The organism is Rhizobium sp. CB3090 (assembly GCF_029714285.1).
Classification (GTDB): Bacteria; Pseudomonadota; Alphaproteobacteria; order Rhizobiales; family Rhizobiaceae; genus Rhizobium.
The window spans coordinates 89,523-111,574 of the sequence record NZ_CP121663.1 but is presented as its reverse complement, the minus strand read 5'-3'; the positions used below and the strand labels follow the sequence as shown (position 1 = coordinate 111,574).

18 protein-coding genes are annotated in these 22,052 nt (G+C 59.4%); 8 read left to right on the top strand and 10 right to left on the bottom strand.

The genetic code is table 11. The features are described from left to right. Positions 1-84 precede the first annotated feature (84 nt). Both putA and QA646_RS19320 read right to left on the bottom strand, forming a co-directional pair. Positions 85-3,789, bottom strand: a complete 3,705-nt coding sequence (gene putA / locus QA646_RS19325; RefSeq protein ID WP_283059866.1) for a trifunctional transcriptional regulator/proline dehydrogenase/L-glutamate gamma-semialdehyde dehydrogenase — start codon at positions 3,787-3,789, stop codon at positions 85-87. Positions 3,790-3,836: 47 nt separating this feature from the next. Next, entirely contained in the window at positions 3,837-4,010 is a 174-nt protein-coding gene (locus tag QA646_RS19320; protein WP_283059865.1) for a hypothetical protein, read from the bottom strand. A gap of 184 nt (positions 4,011-4,194) precedes the next feature. Between QA646_RS19320 and QA646_RS19315 the strand changes: the two genes are divergently transcribed. Further along, on the top strand, positions 4,195-4,689 hold the full coding sequence (locus QA646_RS19315; protein WP_283060572.1) for an Lrp/AsnC ligand binding domain-containing protein: 495 nt from the start codon (positions 4,195-4,197) through the stop codon (positions 4,687-4,689). A gap of 260 nt (positions 4,690-4,949) precedes the next feature. On the opposite strand, the gene QA646_RS19310 is transcribed toward QA646_RS19315, so the two are convergent. The 7 genes from QA646_RS19310 to QA646_RS19280 form a co-directional block, all read right to left on the bottom strand. Beyond that, positions 4,950-5,426, bottom strand: coding sequence for a chemotaxis protein CheW (locus QA646_RS19310; protein ID WP_283059864.1), 477 nt, complete (start codon positions 5,424-5,426; stop codon positions 4,950-4,952). Beyond that, a complete protein-coding gene (locus QA646_RS19305; protein WP_283059863.1) occupies positions 5,426-7,435 on the bottom strand; it encodes a methyl-accepting chemotaxis protein in 2,010 nt (669 codons plus the stop codon). The genes QA646_RS19310 and QA646_RS19305 overlap by 1 nt, the downstream gene beginning before the upstream one ends. A 220-nt stretch (positions 7,436-7,655) precedes the next feature. Continuing rightward, positions 7,656-7,910 (bottom strand): hypothetical protein, encoded by a 255-nt coding sequence (locus QA646_RS19300; RefSeq protein ID WP_283059862.1) that lies wholly within the window; start codon positions 7,908-7,910, stop codon positions 7,656-7,658. Between the two features lie 531 nt (positions 7,911-8,441). After that, positions 8,442-9,371: an electron transfer flavoprotein subunit alpha/FixB family protein gene (locus QA646_RS19295; protein WP_283056068.1), complete on the bottom strand. Its 930-nt coding sequence runs from the start codon at positions 9,369-9,371 to the stop codon at positions 8,442-8,444. Positions 9,372-9,398: 27 nt separating this feature from the next. Next, entirely contained in the window at positions 9,399-10,148 is a 750-nt protein-coding gene (locus QA646_RS19290; protein ID WP_283059861.1) for an electron transfer flavoprotein subunit beta/FixA family protein, read from the bottom strand. A 39-nt stretch (positions 10,149-10,187) separates the two neighbouring features. After that, positions 10,188-10,790: a dimethylsulfoniopropionate lyase gene (locus QA646_RS19285; protein ID WP_283059860.1), complete on the bottom strand. Its 603-nt coding sequence runs from the start codon at positions 10,788-10,790 to the stop codon at positions 10,188-10,190. A gap of 41 nt (positions 10,791-10,831) precedes the next feature. Then, positions 10,832-12,868 carry an NADH:flavin oxidoreductase gene (locus tag QA646_RS19280; protein ID WP_283059859.1) on the bottom strand — a complete coding sequence of 679 codons (2,037 nt, stop codon included), beginning with the start codon at positions 12,866-12,868 and terminating at the stop codon, positions 10,832-10,834. Positions 12,869-13,015: 147 nt separating this feature from the next. Here QA646_RS19280 and QA646_RS19275 point away from each other — a divergent pair, with 147 nt between their 5' ends. The 7 genes from QA646_RS19275 to QA646_RS19245 all read left to right on the top strand — a co-directional run bounded on the left by QA646_RS19275 (position 13,016) and on the right by QA646_RS19245 (position 20,898). Then, positions 13,016-13,645, top strand: coding sequence for a TetR/AcrR family transcriptional regulator (locus QA646_RS19275; protein WP_283059858.1), 630 nt, complete (start codon positions 13,016-13,018; stop codon positions 13,643-13,645). Positions 13,646-13,658: 13 nt separating this feature from the next. Further along, the gene (locus tag QA646_RS19270) at positions 13,659-14,453 is read left to right on the top strand and encodes a pyrroline-5-carboxylate reductase dimerization domain-containing protein (RefSeq protein ID WP_283059857.1); all 795 of its coding nucleotides are present in this window, start codon (positions 13,659-13,661) and stop codon (positions 14,451-14,453) included. 68 nt (positions 14,454-14,521) lie between these two features. Then, positions 14,522-15,523 carry an ABC transporter substrate-binding protein gene (locus tag QA646_RS19265; protein ID WP_283059856.1) on the top strand — a complete coding sequence of 334 codons (1,002 nt, stop codon included), beginning with the start codon at positions 14,522-14,524 and terminating at the stop codon, positions 15,521-15,523. Positions 15,524-15,619: 96 nt separating this feature from the next. Further along, positions 15,620-16,507, top strand: a complete 888-nt coding sequence (locus QA646_RS19260) for a proline/glycine betaine ABC transporter permease (protein ID WP_283059855.1) — start codon at positions 15,620-15,622, stop codon at positions 16,505-16,507. Further along, the gene (locus tag QA646_RS19255) at positions 16,500-17,576 is read left to right on the top strand and encodes a glycine betaine/L-proline ABC transporter ATP-binding protein (protein ID WP_283059854.1); all 1,077 of its coding nucleotides are present in this window, start codon (positions 16,500-16,502) and stop codon (positions 17,574-17,576) included. The genes QA646_RS19260 and QA646_RS19255 overlap by 8 nt, the downstream gene beginning before the upstream one ends. 8 nt (positions 17,577-17,584) lie before the next feature. Next, entirely contained in the window at positions 17,585-18,844 is a 1,260-nt protein-coding gene (locus tag QA646_RS19250) for a DUF3422 domain-containing protein (protein ID WP_283060571.1), read from the top strand. A gap of 68 nt (positions 18,845-18,912) precedes the next feature. Then, on the top strand, positions 18,913-20,898 hold the full coding sequence (locus tag QA646_RS19245; protein WP_283059853.1) for an FAD-dependent oxidoreductase: 1,986 nt from the start codon (positions 18,913-18,915) through the stop codon (positions 20,896-20,898). 146 nt (positions 20,899-21,044) lie between these two features. Here the strand turns inward: QA646_RS19245 and QA646_RS19240 are convergent, their stop codons facing one another. Beyond that, positions 21,045-21,941: a LysR substrate-binding domain-containing protein gene (locus tag QA646_RS19240; protein WP_283059852.1), complete on the bottom strand. Its 897-nt coding sequence runs from the start codon at positions 21,939-21,941 to the stop codon at positions 21,045-21,047. Positions 21,942-22,052: the final 111 nt, after the last annotated feature.

Sequence of the window (22,052 nt, the reverse complement as noted above, 5' to 3'; positions counted from 1 at the left end):
GCGCTGCCCATCGAGACAGCGATCGTTTTGGATGAACCGCGGCGGCTCCCGGCATTTCGAGGGCCGCCGCCAGATGTAAGGGACTTATCCGATCGTCATCAAGCTGGCATTGCCGCCCGCGGCAGCCGTGTTGATCGAGGTTGAAACCTCCTCGACAAGCCAGTTGAGGCAATAGGCCTCGATATCGCTCTCGAGCTCCGTCGTCGTCGCCGACTGGACAAGGACAAGCGGCCCGTCAAGCGCGGCGATCCGCTGGTTGATCTCAAGGACCCGTTTTGCGTCTCCTTCCACCAGAGCGGCGGCAAAGGGACCATCGGCATTCCAGTCAGTCGTCCATGCCAGACGCGCGGCTAGGCTCTCCGGAAGGCCGGCAAGCGATGAACGGAGTCCGGTGCTTTCATCGATGACAAGGTGGTTGCCGGTCGCGAGCGCCGCCGCGATTTGGCGATACAGGCCTCGCTCCGTTGCGGGAGCGAGAAGCACCCGACCGCGGGGATGGAGTGCGTAGATGTTCTGTTCGCCGACAGGGCCGGCAAGTTCCTTTTCGAGACCCACCGCGGAAAGACTCCCGAGTTCGCGTGCTGTCTCGGCGTCGTCGCTTTGGCCTTTTCCGGAGAGCCAGAGGGCGAAATCCGAAAGCGCGGGATCGATATGGAAGGAGCTGTGCTGCGGCGGAACCGGCGCTTTTTGGACCAGACGGCCGATATAGAGCGGACCGCCCGCTTTCGGCCCCGTTCCCGAAAGTCCGCGTCCACCGAATGGCTGAACGCCGACGACGGCGCCGATGATGTTGCGGTTGACATAGAGATTGCCGGCCTTGATCCGCCCGGTGACACGGGCGATCGTCTCATCCAGGCGTGTATGCAGACCAAACGTCAAGCCATAGCCGGAGCCGTTGATATCGTCGATCAGCCGGTCCAGATCCTGGCGGCGGTAACGGATGACGTGCAGCACGGGGCCGAAGATTTCCTTCGTCAGGTCCGAAAGCGTCTTCAACTCTATGATGGTCGGCGGCACAAAGGTGCCGAGCGGCGCGGCCTCCGGCAGCGGCAACTGCTCCACTTTACAGCCGAGGCCGCGCATCTTCTCGATATGGGCGTCGATTTCCGCCCTGGCCTCATCGGTAATGACTGGCCCGACGTCTACGCTGAGCTTATCCGTCCGGCCGATACTCAGTTCCTGGAGCGCGCCCTTCAGCATGTCCAGGGTTCGGTCGGCAATCTCCTCCTGCAAACACAAGACGCGCAGTGCAGAGCAGCGCTGACCGGCGCTGTCGAAGGCCGATGCGATGACGTCGCCGACGACCTGCTCGGCCAGGGCCGACGAGTCGACGATCATGCCATTCTGGCCGCCAGTCTCGGCGATCAGCGGGATCGGCTTTCCAAACTTCGACAGTCGCTTCGCAAGCTGCGCCTGGATAAGCCTCGCGACGCCGGTGGAGCCGGTGAACATGACGCCCGCGGTCTCCGGCGCGTCGATCAGCGCGGCGCCAAGGCGGCCGCTGCCCGGCACGAACTGCAGTGCGCCCCTGGGTACGCCCCCCTCATGCAGGATCTTCACGCTCTCGAATGCGATGATCGGCGTGACACCCGCCGGCTTCGCCATGACCGAGTTGCCGGCGACCAGCGCCGCCGCGACCTGGCCCGTGAAAATGGCGAGCGGGAAGTTCCACGGGCTGATGCAGACGATCGGGCCAAGCGGCGCGTGCGATGGGCCGAGCGTTCGGCGCGCCTGCGCGGCGTAGTAGCGAAGGAAGTCGACCGCTTCGCGCACTTCGCCGATCGCGTTTGCCGCCGATTTGCCTGCCTCACGCATGATGATGCCCATCAGCGTCTCGATCCGCGACTGCATAATGTCGGCGGCACGCTCGAGGCACGCGGCGCGGTCTGCCGGAGAAACGGCAGCCCATTGTTGCGCACCCTCTGCCGCAAGCCGGGCGATCTTCGCAGCGGTATCGATCCCGACTTCGGTCACTTGGCCGACGGCGTCGCCGTGGTCGGCAGGATTGAGGATAGGTCTCGTCTCTCCCTCGACAGATCCGTCGGCGAGGAGAGGAAAAGCGTGCCATGACTGTTGCGTCGTCGCGACAAGATTGGCCGCAAGCGCCTCAAGTTCGGCTTCGTTCGAAAGATCGATTCCGGACGAGTTCTGCCTTTCGCCTCCATAGAGATTGCGAGGCAGGGCGATCAGGTCATGCGGCTTGCCAACCGGCGAGTTTGCTTCGACGAGATCGACCGGATCGGCCACGAGTTCGTCGATCGAGACATTCGCATCCGAGATTCTGTTGACGAAGGAGGAATTGGCGCCGTTTTCGAGCAGGCGCCGAACCAGATAGGCAAGCAGCGTCTCGTGCGTGCCGACCGGGGCATAGATGCGGCACGGGCGATCCAGCTTCTGCTTACCGACGACTTCGTCATAAAGAGGTTCGCCCATGCCATGCAGGCACTGAAACTCGTATTTGCCGATCTGGAAGTCCGGGCCGGCCAGATGGTAGATGGTGGCCAGCGTCTGGGCATTATGGGTCGCGAATTGCGGAAAGACGGCGTCGATCGCCGCGAGCAGCTTGCGGGCACAGGCGACGTAGGCGACATCCGTGTGGATTTTTCGCGTGTAGACAGGGAAGTCTGGAAGACCATCAAGCTGAGCTCGCTTGATTTCGGCATCCCAATAGGCGCCCTTCACCAGCCGCACCATCATGCGCCGGCCGGAGCGACGGGCGAGGTCGATGATGTAATCGAGCACGAAGGGGCAGCGCTTGCCGTAGGCCTGGACGACAAAGCCCAGGCCGTTCCAGCCCTTGAGCTCCTGGTCGAAGCTAAGCTCTTCCAGCAGGTCGAGCGACAGTTCGAGGCGATCCGCCTCCTCGGCATCGATGTTCAGGCCTATATCGTATTTGCGGGCGAGCAGCGCCAGCTCGCGAACGCGGGGAAGCAGCTCTCCCATGACGCGGTCCGACTGCGTGCGGGCATAGCGCGGATGAAGAGCCGAGAGCTTGATCGAAATGCCAGGACCCTCAAAAACGCCGCGACCGCCGGAAGCCTTTCCGATCGCATGAATGGCGTTCTCATAGTCGCGATAGTAACGGCGGGCGTCGGCAGCCGTGGTCGCTGCCTCACCGAGCATGTCATAGGAGTAGCGGAAGCCTCGTACCTCAAGGGGATGGGCGCGCTTCAACGCCTCTTCGATCGTCTCGCCGGTGACGAATTGCTCGCCCATCATGCGCATCGCCATGTCGACGCCGCGGCGGATGACGGGTTCGCCGCAGCGGGCGATCAGCCGCGTCAAAGCGGCGGAGAGGCTGCGGTCATTGACGGTCCCTGTCAGCTTTCCAGTGACGACGAGGCCCCATGTCGCCGCGTTGACGAAAAGCGAACGTCCGCCGCCGATATGGGACTTCCAGTCGCCTTCCGCGATTTTATCCCGGATCAAGGCATCGCGGGTCGCCGTGTCCGGAATGCGCAGGAGCGCCTCGGCAAGACACATGAGAGCTACGCCTTCCTGGCTGGAGAGCGAATACTCATGAACGAGACCCTCGACGCCCGTGCCCTTATGCTTCGCACGGAGCGCCTCGATCAGCTTGCGGGCCGTCGCCCGTACCGATGCTTTTATGTCGGCGGGAATCCTTGCCGCCTCGACAAGCGGAGGCAAACACTCGGTCTCCGGGCGGCGATAGGCGGCCGTGATCGCTCTGCGCAGGTCGGATTGCTCTTTGATCGGAGGCGCGAATTGCGCAAATGGCTGGGGCGAATTGGGGTCGGAATTGGCGATGTCGGCGACGACTTTGAGCATTTGCAAACCTATTGGCGATGGTGATCTGGATCGAAGGCTTTCAGCGCTTAGGATTCCGGGAGATTTTCCGGAAGAAGAAGCTTCAGGGAATCCTTCCGCGGCTCGTCCTGGTTCTTCGTCGGCATGACGCTGACTGCGGCCTTTACGGCGGAGAGAGCGATAGGCCGATAGTTTGCGGACAGGTCAATCTCCTGACGCTGGCGAATTGTCTCATGTGTCATCGGAAACCTCAAATCATAGTGTTGTTCGATGCCGCATTCAGATGCCGATTGCTTTGCAGGCGGTGCCATGACGACTTCCTCCAAATCCTGCCGAAATCTAGCACGGCAGGGCGGCGCCATTCTCACTTGAAAACATCGATTTTCAGGTTATATGCACTTATTATTGCCGCCTGGAGCTGAAATTGTGCCTAGTGAAGCCAACTTTTTTAGTGATTTAGACCAATTCGATAGGAAGATCCTCGAAGCGTTGGCCCAGGATGGCAGGCTGTCGATCACCGATCTGGCCGCCCGCGTCGGCCTATCCAAGACGCCGTGTCAGCTTCGCTTCAAAAGGCTCATCAATGACGGATACATCGAAGGGTTCAAAGCGGTCCTCAATCCGGCGAAGATGCAGCTCGACCACATCGCGTTCGTGGAGGTGAAGCTTTCGAACACGCGGGAGGATGCTCTCAAAAGCTTCAACGATGCCGTGAAGAAGATCAGGGAAGTCGAGGAGTGCCACATGATCGCCGGCAGGTTCGACTACCTGCTCAAAATCAGGACGCGCGATATCGGACGGTATCGTCGAGTGCTGGGAGAGCGGATTTCGACCCTGCCGCACGTTGCAAGCACATCCACCAACGTCGCGATGGAAACGGTCAAGGAAGGCTGGGACAAATTTGCCTCGAGCCTGAGCTGATATTGTCGGGCCGCAGGAGCGGGTGCATGTCGCAGGCGCGGGCCTGCGACCGTCGGACTTCTCACCAGAAATGGCTTTCGCGGCTGTCATCGCCCATATCGAGTCGATCCGCCGGGAAGCGGCAGGCGCGGAAGCTTGCTCGGTCCGCATTGCCATGGATAATGCGCCTCACAGTCAAGACGCCTTGAGCTTCCCCATTTCGCAGCTCCAGCAAGGATACGCCTGGGTCTGCCGTTAGTTATGCGCCGGGCTGCTTGAGCCTAGGTAAGCTCTACTGCACTTTCGAGGTTTGCGAACATCTGATCGAGATTGAGGAAGCAGACCATGCCCCGGTCGAGCGGGATAATGCCGTGGGCATAAGCGGAATCGAAGGTTCGAGCGAAAGCTGGCAAGGGTTGAACGAGATCGGCCGAGATCGACAGGATGTCGGAGACCTGATCGACCACCAGGCCGACCGTGCTCTTTCCGACTTCGGCGACGACGATTGCCGCGCGGCGGTTATCGATATGGCTGCGCATGCCGAGTTTGGCGGCCAGATCGATGATCGGAATAACTGTGCCGCGCAGGTTCATCACGCCCATGATCTCGGGTGGGGCATGGGGCAGCGGCGTTGCCGCTGCCCATCCCCGGATTTCCCGGATCGAAGTGGTCCTGATGCAGAACTGCTGATCACCGAGGTGAAAGGCGATGATCTCCAATGTCTCCCGGCGACTCATGACCGCTTCGATTTCGCTCATCAGAATTCCTCCCACTCGCTCTTGGCGGCCAGTGCGGCATTTCCGGAGAAAGCGCTTGAGAGCCTGCGGCCGAGCGCCCGGGCGGGCGAAGCGACCGGACGGTTGTCGGATGTCGCAGCGCGCGGCGCCGATTGTCCGCCGTCGAGCCTGAAGCGGGCGATCAGCCGGGCGAGGTTTGCCGCCTCGTCGGCGAGTCTGTTCGTCGACGCCGTCGATTCCTCGACCATCGCCGCGTTCTGCTGCGTGGTCTGATCCATCTGGTTGACGGCGGTGCTGACTTCGGAAAGTCCCGTCGACTGCTCCTTGGCGGCCGTGGCGATCGAATGGACATGCTCGTTGATCTTGACGACATGGCCCTGGATCAGCGTCAGCGCCTCGCCGGTCGCCGTAACCAGCTTGACGCCGGATTCGACCTCGCCGCCCGAACGTGAGATCAGCGTCTTGATGTCCTTGGCCGCATTGGCAGAGCGTTGCGCCAGTTCGCGCACCTCTTGAGCGACGACGGCAAAGCCCTTGCCGGCATCCCCGGCGCGCGCCGCCTCGACACCGGCGTTGAGCGCCAGGAGGTTCGTCTGGAAGGCGATCTCGTCGATGACGTTGATGATCTGGCCAATTTCGCCGGAGGCCTGCTCGATGCGCCCCATTGCCGAGACCGCGTCCTTGACGACGGCGCTCGACTGTTCGGTGCTGCGCCTTGCTTCATCGACCATGTGGCTCGCTTCCAGCGCCCGCTCGGTCGAGCTCTTCACCGCCACGGTGATCTCTTCCAGCGCGGAGGAGGTCTCCTCCAGAGAGGCGGCTTGCTGTTCCGTACGCTTGGACAGATCCCCCGAAGCCGTTCTCATCTCGCCGGCGCCGCTGTTGATCGTGTCGATGGCTGCCCGTACCTCGCCGAGCACCGCCCGCAGATTCGCCATCGTCTGATTGACATTATCCCGGAGCTCGCCAAAGGCACCCTGGAAATCGCCGCGCATGCTGTCCGTCAGATCGCCTTCGGCCAGCGCCGCGATGACACGGCGGGTTTCGGCAACGCCACGGTCGACGGAGGTCACCAGTTCGTTGACCTGCGTGGCAAAGCGATTGAGGTCGGGATTGTCGTAGTCTTTGGTGATGCGGCGGGTGAAATCGCCGGCAACCGCCGCCGAGACGACCTGACCGATGCTCGACTGCAGGTCGGCGCTCTTGGCCTGCAAGGCCGCCTCCTGCGCGTTCATTTCGCGCACTTTGATGCCGCTCTGCTTGAACACCTCGACCGCACGCGCCATCTCGCCGAGTTCGTTCCTGAGATCGGTGAAGGGTACCGCGACATCAAGATTGCCGTCGGCAAGGGCGCGCATGATGTTCGTCGTATTGGCAATCGGTGTCGCAATGCCGCGATAGAGGGCAAACCCGGCGATCAGTGCGAAGGCTGACATGCCGATCAAGCCACCGATACTCACCAAATCCGACGAGGATACTGCAGCCTTTCCGGCGGCGCTGCGTTCGACCATGAGAGCCCGCTCGGCGTCCTGAATCTCGTTGATCAACCCCCGTAAGCCGTCCATGTAGCTCTTGCCGGCGCCGCCTGCTTCCATCGATCGAGCCTCTTCCACCGTCTTAGGCTCGCGCATGAGCGCGATCTCCTTTTCGGCGACGTCGTTGCGCCAACCCTGTGCGCGCTCGTTCAGTGCCGCGAGCCGTTGCTGCTGAGCAGGATTGTCGGCCGTAAGTTCCTTCACTTGCGCAAAGGCGCTTTCATAGTCCTTGATACCATTGCGATATGGCGCGAGAAAATCGTCCTTGCCGGAGACGAGAAACCCTCGAACGCCGGTCTCCTGGTTCACCATGCTCAGCAGCACGCCGTTGGTGGCGCGCAGCACGTCATTGGTGTGCTGTATCCAGGTATTCGTCTGATCGACGTAATGGATGCTGCGATAATTGAGCAGGTTCACCGTGCAAGCGACGACGAGCAGTATGGCGAAGATGATCGATATCTTAAGCGATGTTCTGAAATGCCTGATGTTGGACATGGCAACAGCCTCTTCAAAGTGAAAGTGAGATTGCAAACCGCTGAGCGCGGCGGCTTTGATTGACGGTGTGGGAAAGAATAGGAACAGTTTCAATAACTTCCCTATCACCTCATTGTTGTGGAACGGGCGTCATGCCCGAAAATGGACAAGCCGTCGAATAGGTTTCGCGTCCGCGGAGTTCATCGTTGGAGAAAGGGTCTCCGCTGCATGCGAAACAATTTCACGGAATTTGGGAAAAAGAACTATCGCTGGCAACCGGCGACAACGTGGTGGCGCCATGGGCTTCGCGAAGCGTTTGCGCACAGAGCGCCTCAAGATAGTTTGTGACATTGACCATGCGGTTGCGCAGGTATCCAAGCATTATTTCGGCAGCAACTTCGACAGGCGCATTCGGCCCAGTGTGCGGCATGTCCACTTTTCTCCGCAAGGGCTCGTCTTTGGTGCCATTGGCAGTGATGGCTGAAGAGGGCGGCACAACAAGCTCCTGATTATATGAAACGGGGAGGCTTCATGCCGATGTTTCGAGTTTTCATGGGAAGGAACCGCCGCAATTCATTCGAGCGGAAATAAGCGACGCTGGTGTCACAGTTGCAGAAAACTGCATCCTCCGAGACGTTTGGTCGCTGAGCCTATTCAACATCTGCAACCGTTAATAAAATGTTTTCTATAACGCGATGGGCATCATCGGTTGCGTGATGTGGATAGTTTTCGCAGAATGGATAGCTCCTGTTCTCTCAGCGATAAACGAGAACCGGAATGCGCGAATGGCTGAGAATCTTTGCGGGCGCGTCGCGGCAGTTGACAAAAGTCAAAGTCGCTCGGCTCTCGCCGAGTTAAGATCCATAGGTAACGCCGCGAAATCAATTGGCTGGGCCACCGTTGCTGTCATGACGATCGCGGCTATCATGATGTTCCTCCCTCAGTGAAAGCCATCTTAAGCTCAGCGGTGGTATGAGCAACGCGCCAGCCTCGCGTTCAAGTGGTCCAGTAATGTCGATCGGCGCGATCACAGCGCCTTTTCGAGTTCCGGCAATGCCTCGAAGAGGTCGGCGACGAGGCCGTAGTCGGCGATCTGGAAGATCGGCGCCTCCTCGTCCTTGTTGATGGCGACGATGACCTTTGAGTCCTTCATGCCGGCCAGATGCTGGATCGCTCCGGAAATGCCGCAGGCGATATAGAGCTGCGGGGCCACCACCTTGCCGGTCTGGCCGACCTGCCAGTCGTTCGGCGCATAGCCGGCATCGACGGCAGCGCGGGAAGCGCCAACGGCAGCCCCTAGCTTGTCGGCAACCGGCAGGATCACTTCCTTGAACTTCTCCGCCGAACCGAGGGCGCGGCCGCCGGAGATGATGATCTTCGCAGAGGTCAGTTCCGGACGGTCCGAGGTCGACAGTGCGTCCTTGACGAAGGTCGACAGGCCGGGATTGGCGACCGCCGGGATGGCTTCGATCGCAGCCGAACCGCCCTCTGCGGCCGAGGCAAACGAGGCGGTGCGCACGGTGATCACTCGCTTGGCGTCGCTTGCCTGCACCGTCTGGATGGCATTGCCGGCATAGATCGGCCGCTTGAAGGTATCGGATGACACCACCTCGATGATTTCCGAGACCTGGGCGACATCGAGCAGGGCGGCAACCCGCGGCATGACGTTCTTGCCGACCGAGGTCGCGGCCGTCAGGATGGTGTCGTAGCTTGCCGCCAGCGACACGATGAGATCGGCCAACGGCTCGGCGAGATTGTTGGCAAGCTCGTCGCTTTCGGCGAGCAGCACCTTGGAGACGCCGGAGAGCCTTGCCGCGGCATCGGCGGCAGCCTTGGCGGCTTTGCCGGCCACCAGCACATGCACGTCGCCGCCGATCTTTACGGCAGCCGTCAGCGCCTTGGCGGTCTGGTCGGACAGGCTTTGGTTGTCGTGGTCAGCCAGAAGAAGAATGGCCATGATGTCTAACTCCTCGTTCGGACTGGTTTAAAGCACACCGGCTTCGACTTTAAGCTTTTCGACGAGCTCGGCGACCGACTTGACCTTGACGCCCGCCTTGCGGCCGGACGGCTCTTCGGTCTTCAGCACCTTCAGGCGCGGCTCGGTCGAAACGCCGAAGTCGGCCGGGCTCTTCTTGTCGAGCGGCTTCTTCTTCGCCTTCATGATGTTCGGCAGCGAGGCATAACGCGGCTCGTTGAGGCGAAGGTCCGTCGTCACTACCGCCGGCAGCTTGACCTCGATCGTCTGCAGGCCGCCGTCGACCTCGCGGGTGACCTGAGCGCTTCCCTCGCCGATCTCGATCTTCGAGGCGAAGGTTGCCTGCGCCGTGCCGAGCAATGCCGCCAGCATCTGGCCGGTCTGGTTCGAGTCATCATCGATCGCCTGCTTGCCGACGATGATCAGACCCGGCTGTTCGGCATCGGCCACACCCTTGAGGATCTTCGCGACGGCCAGCGGCTCGACGGCATCGTCGGTCTCGACCAGGATCGCCCGGTCCGCACCCATGGCAAGGGCGGTGCGCAGCGTCTCCTCGGCCTTGGCCGGACCGATCGACACCACCACCACTTCCTCGGCCTTACCGGCCTCCTTCAGCCTGAGCGCTTCCTCGACCGAGATCTCGTCGAACGGGTTCATCGACATCTTGACGTTGGCGAGCTCGACGCCCGTGCCATCCGGCTTCACCCGGATCTTGACGTTGTAATCAACAACCCGCTTCACTGGGACGAGAATTTTCATGGCGGACCCCTTTTATTTGTTCCGAAGATTGTTGCGCATTCAATGCGGCCGTTCAGCAAGCAGTGCCCAGAAGGCGAAGAGAGGCGTGTCGACCGACCTCATGGCATGTTTGATTTGCGGGACATTGTAGAACGACCCGGCAATCCCAGGCGAAAACCAGTCTCCGTCCCCTTGCCGGAACTCGCCCTCGGACAGGACAAGATAGACTTCCTCCGGCGCGTGATCATGATCCGGATAGCGCACATGCGGCGCCATCAAGGTGACGCCAAGCCAGAGATCGTTACGCTCTTCAAGCCCGCCGGGGCCGATGATCATCGCGTTCGCATGGCCATCTGCAAAGTTCTCGCTGGCCGTATCAACACGCGTCGTCTTTCGGTGCCATTCGAGCTTGCGTTCGACGCCTTTGAAGCAGTCGATCAATTGCCGCAAGGCAGGATCCGATGTCTGGATGGAAAGCGCTGCGGGCAGCAGCTCGCAGACAGCTAGGCGGCTGCCAAGACCTTCGCGCTGCTGTCCAGGATGTTTCAAGGCTGCAAAGATCTGCGGGATCGAGCGGCGAGCCTCCGGATCCCCAGCGAACTTGTCGAAGGCTACGAAAGCAGCATCGACAAATCGTTGGAGATATTCACTTCTTTCAACCATTCCGTCTCCTCCCCAGACAGATCCGCGACGGGCTCTCGATCTCAGATGTCTTTCGCAATCCTCAGACCGTCGTAAATCGCCGCATGCGTGTTACGGGCGGCCACGGCGTCACCGATGCGGAACAATTGGAACTTGCCTTCGGGATTGTGATTGACTGACTGAGGCTTTCCGGCAAGGAGCTGGTCGTGCGAAATCTCGCCGAGATTGCTCGAAAGCGGCTTCAACTCAAAATACAGCTCGTCGAGCGGGATAGTGCCGTGGTTCACGACGATCTGGTCGACGTGGCGCTGCTTGGCGATGCCGCCATAGTCACTTCCGACATGGGCGACGATCTGATTGCCATTCTTCTCGGCGGATTCCAGCCGGAACGTAACCGTAAAGGTGACATCGAGCTTCTGCAGCGAGCGCATATAGGGAACGAGGTTCATCGCCATGACTTCCGGCGCGAACGAGCGGTCTGGCGTCATGATCTCGACCTTCGCTCCCGCCTTTGCCAGGAATTCGGCAGCCTGCAAGCCCGCATGATCGCCAGCGTCATCGAAGATCAGAACGTTCGTGCCGGGTTTCACGTCGCCGGAGATGATGTCCCACGAGGACACGACGAGTTCGTTGCCCTTCGACAGAACCTCCGTATGCGGCAGGCCGCCTGTCGCAATGATGACGACGTCGGGTTTCTCCGCGTTAACGGTTTCCGCTTCCGCCCAGGTGTTGAAATGGAACCTGACGCCGTATTTCTCGCATTGGCTCATGCGCCAATCGATGATGCTGATCATTTCCCGGCGGCGTTCGCTTTGGGCGGTCAGTCGAATCTGCCCGCCCGCATGCGGCGCAGCCTCGAAGACGACGACATCGTGCCCGCGTTCCCCCGCCACGCGGGCTGCTTCGAGACCGGCAGGACCGGCGCCGACGACGACAACCTTTTTTCGAACGTCCGCCTTTGCGACGATGTGGGGCATCGTCTGCTCGCGGCCGGTCGCGGCGTTGTGGATACAGTAGGCAGCGCCTCCCTGATAGATGCGGTCGAGACAGTAGTTCGCGCCGACGCAGGGACGGATGTCCTCCTCGCGCTTCTCAATGATCTTCCGGACAATATGCGGATCGGTCATGTGGGCGCGGGTCATGCCGACCATGTCGACCTTTCCGGCTGCAATGGCATGGCGAGCCGTCGCAACATCCGGAATCTTTGCCGCGTGGAAGGTCGGGAAATTCGTCGCGACGCGAATCTCGCCGGCGAAATCGAGATGCGGCGAATTAGCCATGCCCTGGATCGGGATAACGTCAGTCAAGCCAGGATCCGTATCGATATGTCCGCGGATGATATTCAGGTAGTCGATGAGGCCGCTTTCCTTCAGGCGCTTCGAAATTTCGATGCCGTCGGCCTTGCTGGTGCCGCCGGGAAGACATTCGTCGGCGGTGTAGCGCACGCCCAGAATGAAGTCGTCGCCCACCCGTTTACGCATGGCCTTGAAGACATCGAAACAGAAGCGCATGCGGTTTTCGAGCGAGCCGCCGTAAGGGGCATCGAGTTCATTGGTGAGCGGCGAAGCGAACTGGTCAATCAGATGGCCGTAGGCTTCCAGCTCGACGCCATCCATACCGCCCGCCTTCATCCGTTCGGCGGCGTCCGCGAAATCCTTGATGATGCGTTCGATATCCCAATCTTCGATCTTCTTCGGAAACGCACGATGCGACGCCTCGCGGTGATGCGACGGAGCCACGACCGGCAGCCAGTCGCCCTTGTCCCAGCGCGTCCGTCGCCCGAGATGCGTCAACTGGATCATGATCGCAGCACCCTGCTCGTGAACCGCATCCGTCATTTCCCGGATCCAGGGAACGATCTCATCCTTATAGGCGAGCAGGTTGTTGAAAACCGGCGGGCTGTCCCTCGAAACCGCAGCGGATCCGGCCGTCATCGTCAGGGCGACGCCGCCCTTTGCTCTTTCCACCGTGTAGGCGCGGTACCGTTCTTTCGGCATACCGTCTTCAGGATATGCGGGCTCGTGAGACGTCACGATGATGCGATTGCGCAGTGTGAGGTGCTTAAGCTGATAGGGCTGAAGAAGAGGATCGTTCGACATGTGCCGTGCTCCAGATTACGTATGTCGACCGGGGACGCTAAGCATAATGTACATATGTGTCAATAATTAAAACACCAAAGTCATTATCATTGACACATATGTACATTTTTCTTGTGCGACATTTAACAATTTGCTAGGAGATGTCTCATGGAGCAAACTCTGAATGACAGTGGCTGGCGGGGATCACAGGAGGCGTGGCTGGAAGCCGCGTATGACTCTTTGCTCTCGTCTGGTGTCGACTCGGTCAAGATTCTTCCATTGGCGAAGAGACTGAACCTCTCGCGAACAAGCTTCTACTGGTTCTTCCAGGACCGCGAACAATTGCTGGCGTCGCTGATAGCGCGTTGGCGGGACAAGAATACGGGAGGCATCGTTCAGCAATCCGAAGCTTACGCGGAATCGCTCGCGGAGGCGATGCTCAACGTCTTCGATTGCTGGCTCAACGACAAGCTCTTCGACAGCAAGTTCGAATTCGCCGTTCGAAGCTGGGCACTCCAGTCGGAGGAAATTCTCGCCGAAGTTCAGAAGGCCGACAGGGCCCGCATGGAGGCGCTCTGCCGCATGTTTATGCGTTTCGGCCTTTCGGAGATCACGGCCGATGTCCGCGCTCGAACCACCTATCTGGTGCAGATCGGATATATATCCATGCAGTCCAACGAAGACATCGCCCTCCGTATGAAAAGAATCCCGGAATACATTGCGATCTACACTGGCGAAGTCCCGCAGCAGCGGGAGCTTGATCGCTTCTACGCAAGGCATGGATACAAGCCCGACTAGGAGGAGGCGGACAATGAGCGGCTCGTTGAGAATTGGCATAATTGGCGGGGCCGGCTGGCTCGGCAGTGCCATTGCCGCTTCTGTTCTCGAGGCGGGCATCGTCAGCCCTGTAGACCTCTCGCTGTCTTATCGCCGGGGCAGGCCGGAGCGTTTTGCCGGTTCATTCTGGACGATGGACAATCAGGAGCTCGCCAATCGATCGGATGTGATCATTCTTTCCGTACGACCGGAAGACTGGCCCGCAATATTGGTCGACGCGGGCGGCAAACTCGTCATCTCCGTCATGGCGGGCATTCGTATCGCAGCGCTCTGTGCACATCACCGGACCGAACGCGCCGTGCGGACGCTTCCGAATGCGGCAGCCGAAGTTTCGAAGTCCTACACGCCATGGATCGCATCGAGCGGCGTGGGCGAAGATGACCGTGCGATCGTCCGGGCCATCTTTGACGCTTGCGGCGTTCAAGACGAGGTGGCTAGCGAGCGCGACATCGACTACCTGACCGGCCTCACTGGTTCTGGGCCTGCCTTTCCTGCATTGTTGGCCGCAGCGATGATGGACGATGCGGTGGAGCATGGTCTTGCCGCCGATGTGGCTCGACGAGCTGTCCTTGCTCTGCTGACAGGGACCGGTCGTCTGCTGGAGCAACGCGAAGAATGTCCAAGCGACATCGTGCGCACCTTTATCGACTACCGGGGCACGACCGCGGCGGCGATCGAAGAAATGCGCGCTGCCGGTTTCAATTCCGCAGTTTCGAAGGGTTTGGCCGCCGCCTTTATCAAATCGGTAAGTATGGGAGACGCATCCTGACAACCGCAAGAGCGGGTTTATGCGGCGCCCCGCTCGCCAAGATGTGCCGCAAAACAAAGGGAACGATAATGAAAAAACTATTGGCTTCGACCTGCATGATGTTTGGCCTGCTGGGGGGCGCCTCGTATGCGAGCGCCGCAGAATGCGGGAGCGTCACCATCGCCAGCATGAACTGGCAAAGCGCGGAGGTTCTCTCGAACCTCGACAAGATCATCCTCAACGAAGGGTATGGTTGCAGCGCCGAGATCACTGTCGGCGACACGGTCCCGACGATCACCTCCATGGCTGAAAAGGGCCAGCCGGATATCGCGCCGGAAGCCTGGATCGATCTTCTTCCCGATGTCGTCAAGAAGGGAACCGAGGAAGGGCGCATCGTTCAAGTTGGCTCGCCGCTTCCCGACGGCGGCGTTCAAGGGTGGTGGATCCCGAAATATATCGCCGACGCTCATCCGGACATCAAGACAATCCCGGACATGCTGAAGCATCCCGAACTCTTCCCCGATCCGGAAGACGCCAAGAAGGGTGCCATTTTCAACGGTCCGCAGGGCTGGGGCGGCACGGTCGTCACCTCGCAGCTCTATAAGGCCTTTGGAGCTCAGAAGGCGGGCTTCACGCTGGTCGACACCGGTTCTGCCGCCGGCCTCGACGGCTCGATCGCCAAGGCCTATGAGCGCAAGGAAGGCTGGGTGGGCTACTATTGGGCACCGACCGCTCTTCTCGGCAAATATGCGATGGTGAAGCTCGATGCCGGCGTGCCTGCCGATGCGGCCGAATGGAAGCGCTGCAACACCGTGGCTGACTGCCCCGATCCGAAGCCGAATGCCTGGCCCACGGACCATGTCGTAACTCTGGTTGCGAAGTCCTTCTCCGAAAAGGCCGGCCCTGACGTGATGGACTACCTCAAGAAGCGCTCCTGGAGCAATGACACCGTCAACAAGCTGATGGCCTGGATGACCGACAATCAGGCGAGCGGCGAAGACGGCGCCAAGCAGTTCTTGAAGGAAAACAAGGACGTCTGGACCAAGTGGGTTTCGCCGGAAGCGGCTAAGAAAGTCGAAGCTGCTCTATAATCGTAAGCATGCGGTGCGCGGATAGCGCACCGCTTCTTACCGGGCGATAAAATAAAAAAACCGCCACGGCTGCCTTTGAGAAAAGGGGAACAAAAAATGGAATGGTTTTATAAATTCCCACATATGGACGACGATGCGCTTCGCACCCTGAAAAAAGCGATCGATGACGGCTTTCGAACATTCACCCGCGGCTATGGCGACGCGATCGAAAGCTTTTTTTCTCCTCTGCAACATTTTCTGATCGCGGCCGATCGCTTCATGACGCAAACGCCATGGCCGATCATTATCGCAATCATCCTCGCGATCGCCTGGTTTGCGAGCCGCAGCTTGAAGGTGGTTTTGGGCTGTCTCGTGACTCTCCTGCTGATCGGCTATTTCGACATGTGGGATGATACCATGCACACGATATCCATGATTTTCGTCTGCACGGTGCTCTCCATTGCCATCGGTATCCCCATCGGCATTTTGATGGCGCGCTCGGACAGCGTTCAGAAGGTGGTCAACCCCATCCTCGACGTGATGCAGACGATGCCGAGTTTCGTCTATCTCATCCCAGTGGTCATGTTGCTCGGGATCGGCAAGGTTCCCGGCCTCATCGCCGTGGTCATCTACGCCATTCCCCCGATGATCAGGCTCACCAATCTCGGAATTCGGCTGGTGGACAGGGACGTGCTGGAGGCGGCGGATGCATTCGGGACCTCGAATTCGCAGAAATTGTTCAAGGTGCAATTGCCGCTCGCCCTCCCCACGATCATGGCAGGCATCAACCAGACGATCATGATGGCTCTCGCCATGGTCGTGGTTGCATCCATGATCGGCGTTCAGGGGCTTGGCCAACCTGTGCTCAAGGCAATTGCCAACCAGTACTTCACCCTGGGCATTTTCAACGGCCTTGCCATTGTCGGCATCGCCATCATCTTCGATCGAGTCAGTCAGTCCTACGGCAAGCGGCTCCAGAAGCACCGGGAGACCATTCATGGCTGACCATCACTTCGGCGGCATCGAGATCAAGCATCTCTACAAGATCTTCGGTCCAAACCCCAAAGCATATATCGATGCTGTTCAAAAGGGACTGAGCAAGACTGAGCTCAACGAGAAGCATGGCCACGTTCTCGGATTGCGTGACATCAACATCGAGATCCCATCGGGCTTCATTCAAGTCATCATGGGCCTTTCCGGCTCGGGAAAATCGACCTTGATCCGGCACATCAACCGGTTGATCGACCCGACGGCCGGGGAAGTGCTGGTGGATGGTGTCGATGTGGTGAAGATGAGCGAGAGCGAACTGCGCGAGTTCCGCAGGCATCAGACCGCGATGGTATTCCAGAAATTCGCGCTTCTGCCTCATCGCAATGTGCTCGACAACGCCATGTTCGGCCTCGAAGTGCAGGGCATGGACCGATCAAAACGTGTCGACACTGCCATGAGATGGTTGGAACGCGTCGGTCTCAACGGCTTCGAGCAGAAATATCCAAATCAGTTGTCGGGCGGCATGCAGCAGCGCGTCGGCCTAGCGCGTGCGCTCTCCAACGACGCGCCCGTTCTTCTGATGGACGAAGCCTATTCCGCGCTCGATCCCTTGATCCGCATGGACATGCAGACCGTCCTCCTTGACCTCCAAAAGGAGATCAAGAAGACGATCGTGTTTATCACCCACGATCTCGACGAGGCGCTTCGTCTCGGCGATCAGATCGCCATTTTGCGGGACGGACAAATCATACAGCAGGGCACGAGCCAGGACATCGTCCTGCGGCCGGCCGACGACTATGTCGCGAATTTCGTCAAAGAGGTGAACAGGGGACGCGTGGTTCATGTCGAGGCGGTTATGAGCCCCGCTCAAGCCGGCGTGCAGCACCCCGGTAAAACGATTTCGGCTCGTACGACCATCGAAGACGCCGTGCGAACCCTCGTGTCCGGCCCGGACGAGGATATCGTCGTCGTCGGAGACAAGGGCGAGCCAATCGGAACCGTGAATCTCCGGCAACTCACCCGCGCATTGGTCAGCTCGCACGACATATCCGCCGGCAGTCCGTCACTTGCGACAGCTTCATGAGCGCTACGATGTGCCTGCTCCTGGAGCATCCCCTCCGCGAGGAACTTCATAACGAACTCCACGCGCGGCCTTCGCTATATTTCGAGGGCGACGTCGATGTCTGGCACGTCGCCGTCATCGGTGAAGATGGCCCTCCTCCCGTCTCGGATGATCTTATGCGGCTGGAGGAAGTATCGACGACGCAACAGGGCAAGCATGGCATCGGCCGGTTCGGCGGTGGGCGCCTGAAGTGGGAGTTGCACACCGAGTTCCTCACATTGACATTCGTCGTCCCGATAGTGAAGGCGCAAGGCGAAGGCCCGCCCGAGCCCTTTCAAGAGTTCTGTGACACCGTCAAAGGAAAAATCATCGCTGCGGTGCGCGTCACCGTCCGAGAGGAAAAAGGCGATGTGCGGTTGGAAAGGCCGAAAGCGGATTTCGTGGCTTCTCAGGTTGGCGGCGGTGACGCGGAGGCTCTTTCCACCTTCCGGATAGGCGGAAACGGCTTCGTCGAAATCCTGCTCTTCAACAGGAACCTCAATGCCTACCGCGCCGGGCGGATGGTGCGACGTCTCCTTGAGATCGAAACATATAGGATGATGGCGTTGCTCGCGACGCCGATGGCCCGAGAAACCGTTACAAAGCTTGCCGAGTTCGACCAGCGTCTCGATCGCCTGATCCGACATATGCAGAGCGCCGATAAGGTCGAAAAAGCTCTTCTGTCTGAAGTCACCAAGCTATCCTCGGATCTCCTGAATTTTTCGGCGACCGCCAGACACCGGTTCGGTGCGACGAGAGCCTATGCCGAGATCGTTGCAAGCCGGCTGAAGGAGTTGCGTGAGGAGCGTGTCGAGCAGCGGCAGCGAATCGGAACATTTATCGATCGTCGATTCCAACCGGCGGTACGCTCCTTTCAAGCGGCCGAGCGGCGCCTTGATGAACTTGCCGAGCGTGTGAGTTTGGCCGGAGATTTGCTGAGAACCACTGTTCAGGTGCAGCTCGAAGATCAAAACGCGTCACTGCTCACGTCCCTTGATGAGCGAACCCGTATCCAGACGCACATCCAGCAGGCGGTCGAAGGCTTCTCGGTCATCGCGATAACCTACTATTTCGTGGCTCTGTTCAAGATGGTCTCCGAAAGCGTTGCCGAGTTTGGCCTCGATCCTCACGTTGCGAAACTCTCCGTTTTGGCGGCCATCCCTCTAGTGTTCTTCGCCGTCTGGAAGACGGTGCATCACGTTCGAGAGAGCATTTCGGGAGGTTCCCATGGGGTCAAACGAAAGCACTGAAGCCATGAGATGCCACGCGAAGGCATCGCAGTTTGGCCATTTCATCGTTCATTCCCGGGGAGCGACCGTTGTCAAAGCCTTTCCCTCATCTGTTTTCGACGATTGAGCTTGCGGGGCACCGTCTGCGCAACAGGATCGTCTTTGGAGCGCATACCGCCAACATGGCTGAAGGCGGCCTTCCCGGCGAACGCCATATAGCCTATTATGCCGAGCGCGCCATCGGCGGAGCGGCAATGATCGTCGTCGAACCCATGCCGGTGCACCCGGCGGCGGTGCTCACGCGCGGAAACTTTCGGCCCTGTGACGACAGCGTCATTCCCCATTTCAAGCGGGTCGCCGACGCGATCAAAGACAATGGCGCCGTCGCCATTCAGCAACTCTATCACATCGGGGCGCATGGCGACTCCGACAATTCCTATCATCCGCACTGGTCGCCCTCGGGCCTGCCCAGCTACCATGACAGCGATGGCTCCCATGCCATGAGCGAAGCTGAGATTTGGGAAACGATCGACGGCTTTGTTCAGGCGGCCCGCCGCTGCAAGGAAGCCGGCTTCGATGGCGTTGAAGTATGGGCCGCTTATCTTGGCCTCGTGGATCAATTCTGGACGCCTTGGTCCAACCGCCGTGAGGACGAATGGGGCGGGTCGATTGAAAATCGCACGAGATTTTCCCGAGAAATCATGTCACGCATCCGTGCGCTGTGCGGCCCCGACTTCATCATCGGTCTTGCCATCAGCGATGAGCCAGACCATAGCGTTGCACTGACACGAGACGAGCTTGCCGAAATCGTTGGCCTTCACGACCAACTTGGTCTGGTCGATTATGTGACCTGCGGATCCGGTGGATACCTCGATTTCCACAAATTGATGCCGACATTCCTCTATCCGGAAAAGCTCGGCGTGGATCTTGCCGCGACGATCAAGCGCGCCGTCAAGAAAGCGCTGGTGATCGCGGAAAGCCATATCCGAACGCCGGAAAACGCCGAGACAGTGCTGGGCGAAGGTGCGGCCGATCTCGTGTCGATCGTGCGGGGACAGATAGCCGATCCACATCTGGCGACCAAAGCGAATGAAGGTCGAGCGGAGGACATCAGAGGCTGTATTTCCTGCAACCAGATGTGCTGGGGCCGGCGTTCGCGCGACTATTGGATAAGCTGTCTCATCAATCCGTCGGCTGGCCGGGAGTTCGAGTGGGGTGGCGATCGCTTCACGCCAGCCGCCAATCCGAAGAAAGTGTTGGTGATTGGCGGCGGCCCCGCCGGGCTTGAGGCTGCTAGGGTAGCGGCCGAACGCGGCCACAGCGTCGTCCTTGCCGAAGCTACAAGTCGGTTGGGTGGCAATTTCCTCCTTGCCGGGATGCAGCCGCGACGAGCGCAGATCCTTGACCTCATCGGATGGTACGAACGGCAATTGGATCGCCTTGAAGTGGATGTTCGGCTCAACTGCTATGTCGATTCCGCTGATATCCCGCAGTTCGGCGTCGATGTCGTCATTCTTGCCACCGGTTCGTATGCGCCCGAAACCGGGTTTCAGAAGGCTCTGCCGGCAGTGGATGTTCTGCCAGGTCTGGAAAAAGGCGATGTCTTCTCGATCGAAGCGGTGATGGCCCGTCAGGTCCGGCCAGGCAAACGTGTGCTCCTGTTCGACGAAGGGGGTGGCTGGCGTGGCGGTGGGACGGCATGGAAGCTCGCCGAAGAAGGTCACCAGGTTACCATGCTCTCACCTGATCCCTTGATCGGAAAAGAACTGCAGCGCACGACCGCCGACGTTCCGCTTCGGCGCATCCTGGCCAAATTGGGAGTCAATTGGCTGCTGGAGGTCAGCATTCTCGAATGGCACGGCAATGGCGCAACCTTGCTCGATCACAATACCGGCGACAGACGCTTTATTGAGGGCGACTGTCTCGTGCTCGCGACGACCAACATGTCCATGACAGTGCTTGCAGACGAACTACGCTCGTCGGAGCACCGGGTCATCTCGATCGGGGACTGTGCCGCCCCGCGCCAGGCTCCCTATGCTTTCTACGAGGGCAGGAAGGCAGCCTTGGAACTGTGATGGCTGAAATGCGCGGTATTATGCACAATTGCGCGCGCTCTGCCCCTGGCGCATTTCCGCTTTAAACGGAGCCATGGAAATGCGCCTATTCTTTTGCTTTCACGCAATTTCGGACGCAAAACCGCTTCACACTTTTGCTGGAATTGCTAGTCGGCAGCCTCCGCTTTAAGCCATTCGATAAATTGCAGGGCCCTTGCGTTGTTGGCACTTCTTGGCGGCACGATCAGAAAATATCCATCCCTTGTGACGATGGATTGCTCCGTCAGGCGGATCAGAGACTTGGTATCCAGGAGATTTTGCACGAGCCGCTTCCACCCCAAAGCAATTCCCTGCCCGCTGAGCGCTGCGTAAACGGCCTCGGTATAGAAACTCGTGCGCAGTCCTGAAGGAGCCTTCGCCAGCTTGATCGAGAAGGCTGCAAGCCATTCTTCCCAGCCGATCCAGCTTGGATTCTGGCTGTCGTAGCTGATGAGCGGCTGCCGTGCGATGTCCTCCAGCGCCGGAGCGCCGCCCAGTTTCGCGGCGTATTCCGGACTGCAGACGGGAAACAATTCGTCGTCGAAAAGATATTCGGCCCTGCCATCCGACCACACCCCGTTTCCGTATCTTATGGCAAGATCGCTTCCCCCGAGCCCCGCAGCGTCGTTCTGGGAGACGATCCGAAGCCGGCTATCGGGGTAAAGGCGCGAGAACGACGCAATCTTCGGCATGAGCCAGAAATGCGAGATCGACACCGTTGCCGAAATCGACAAGGCTCCCTCGTCGTCTTCTCTCGTCAGTTCGCCGATGGTGTCGGCCATGAGATTGAACGCTGAAGTCGCCGCGGTCGAGAGTACCTGCCCTTTGTCGGTCAGCTCGATGCTCCGGTGCAGACGCCGAAAAAGCGGAAATCCGAGAGTTTCTTCCATCAGATGGATCTGTCGGCTGACCGCGGCCTGCGTCACGCCCAATTCCGCGGCCGCTTTCGTAAAGCTCCTGACCCGTGCCGCGGCCTCAAAGGCCATAAGCGCCGCCAGCGGCGGGAGCTTTCTGCGAATATTCATATGCGCCAACCCTTCTAACGGCGACGTTCCCATCGCCCGACGTGACATTACTACAGATTATGTGAAGGCTGCAAATTTATGCCGTTGAAGGACCGATCAGTTCGGCGAAGA

Coding starts and splice junctions, on each gene's coding strand:
- QA646_RS19250 (WP_283060571.1), top strand. CDS start 17,585: ATGTGCCTGCTCCTGGAGCATCCCCTCCGCGAGGAACTTCATAACGAA.
- QA646_RS19280 (WP_283059859.1), bottom strand. CDS start 12,868: ATGTCGAACGATCCTCTTCTTCAGCCCTATCAGCTTAAGCACCTCACA.
- QA646_RS19305 (WP_283059863.1), bottom strand. CDS start 7,435: ATGTCCAACATCAGGCATTTCAGAACATCGCTTAAGATATCGATCATC.
- QA646_RS19270 (WP_283059857.1), top strand. CDS start 13,659: ATGAGCGGCTCGTTGAGAATTGGCATAATTGGCGGGGCCGGCTGGCTC.
- QA646_RS19255 (WP_283059854.1), top strand. CDS start 16,500: ATGGCTGACCATCACTTCGGCGGCATCGAGATCAAGCATCTCTACAAG.
- QA646_RS19265 (WP_283059856.1), top strand. CDS start 14,522: ATGAAAAAACTATTGGCTTCGACCTGCATGATGTTTGGCCTGCTGGGG.
- QA646_RS19240 (WP_283059852.1), bottom strand. CDS start 21,941: ATGAATATTCGCAGAAAGCTCCCGCCGCTGGCGGCGCTTATGGCCTTT.
- QA646_RS19260 (WP_283059855.1), top strand. CDS start 15,620: ATGGAATGGTTTTATAAATTCCCACATATGGACGACGATGCGCTTCGC.
- QA646_RS19310 (WP_283059864.1), bottom strand. CDS start 5,426: ATGAGCGAAATCGAAGCGGTCATGAGTCGCCGGGAGACATTGGAGATC.
- QA646_RS19275 (WP_283059858.1), top strand. CDS start 13,016: ATGGAGCAAACTCTGAATGACAGTGGCTGGCGGGGATCACAGGAGGCG.
- putA (WP_283059866.1), bottom strand. CDS start 3,789: ATGCTCAAAGTCGTCGCCGACATCGCCAATTCCGACCCCAATTCGCCC.
- QA646_RS19320 (WP_283059865.1), bottom strand. CDS start 4,010: ATGACACATGAGACAATTCGCCAGCGTCAGGAGATTGACCTGTCCGCA.
- QA646_RS19285 (WP_283059860.1), bottom strand. CDS start 10,790: ATGGTTGAAAGAAGTGAATATCTCCAACGATTTGTCGATGCTGCTTTC.
- QA646_RS19295 (WP_283056068.1), bottom strand. CDS start 9,371: ATGGCCATTCTTCTTCTGGCTGACCACGACAACCAAAGCCTGTCCGAC.
- QA646_RS19290 (WP_283059861.1), bottom strand. CDS start 10,148: ATGAAAATTCTCGTCCCAGTGAAGCGGGTTGTTGATTACAACGTCAAG.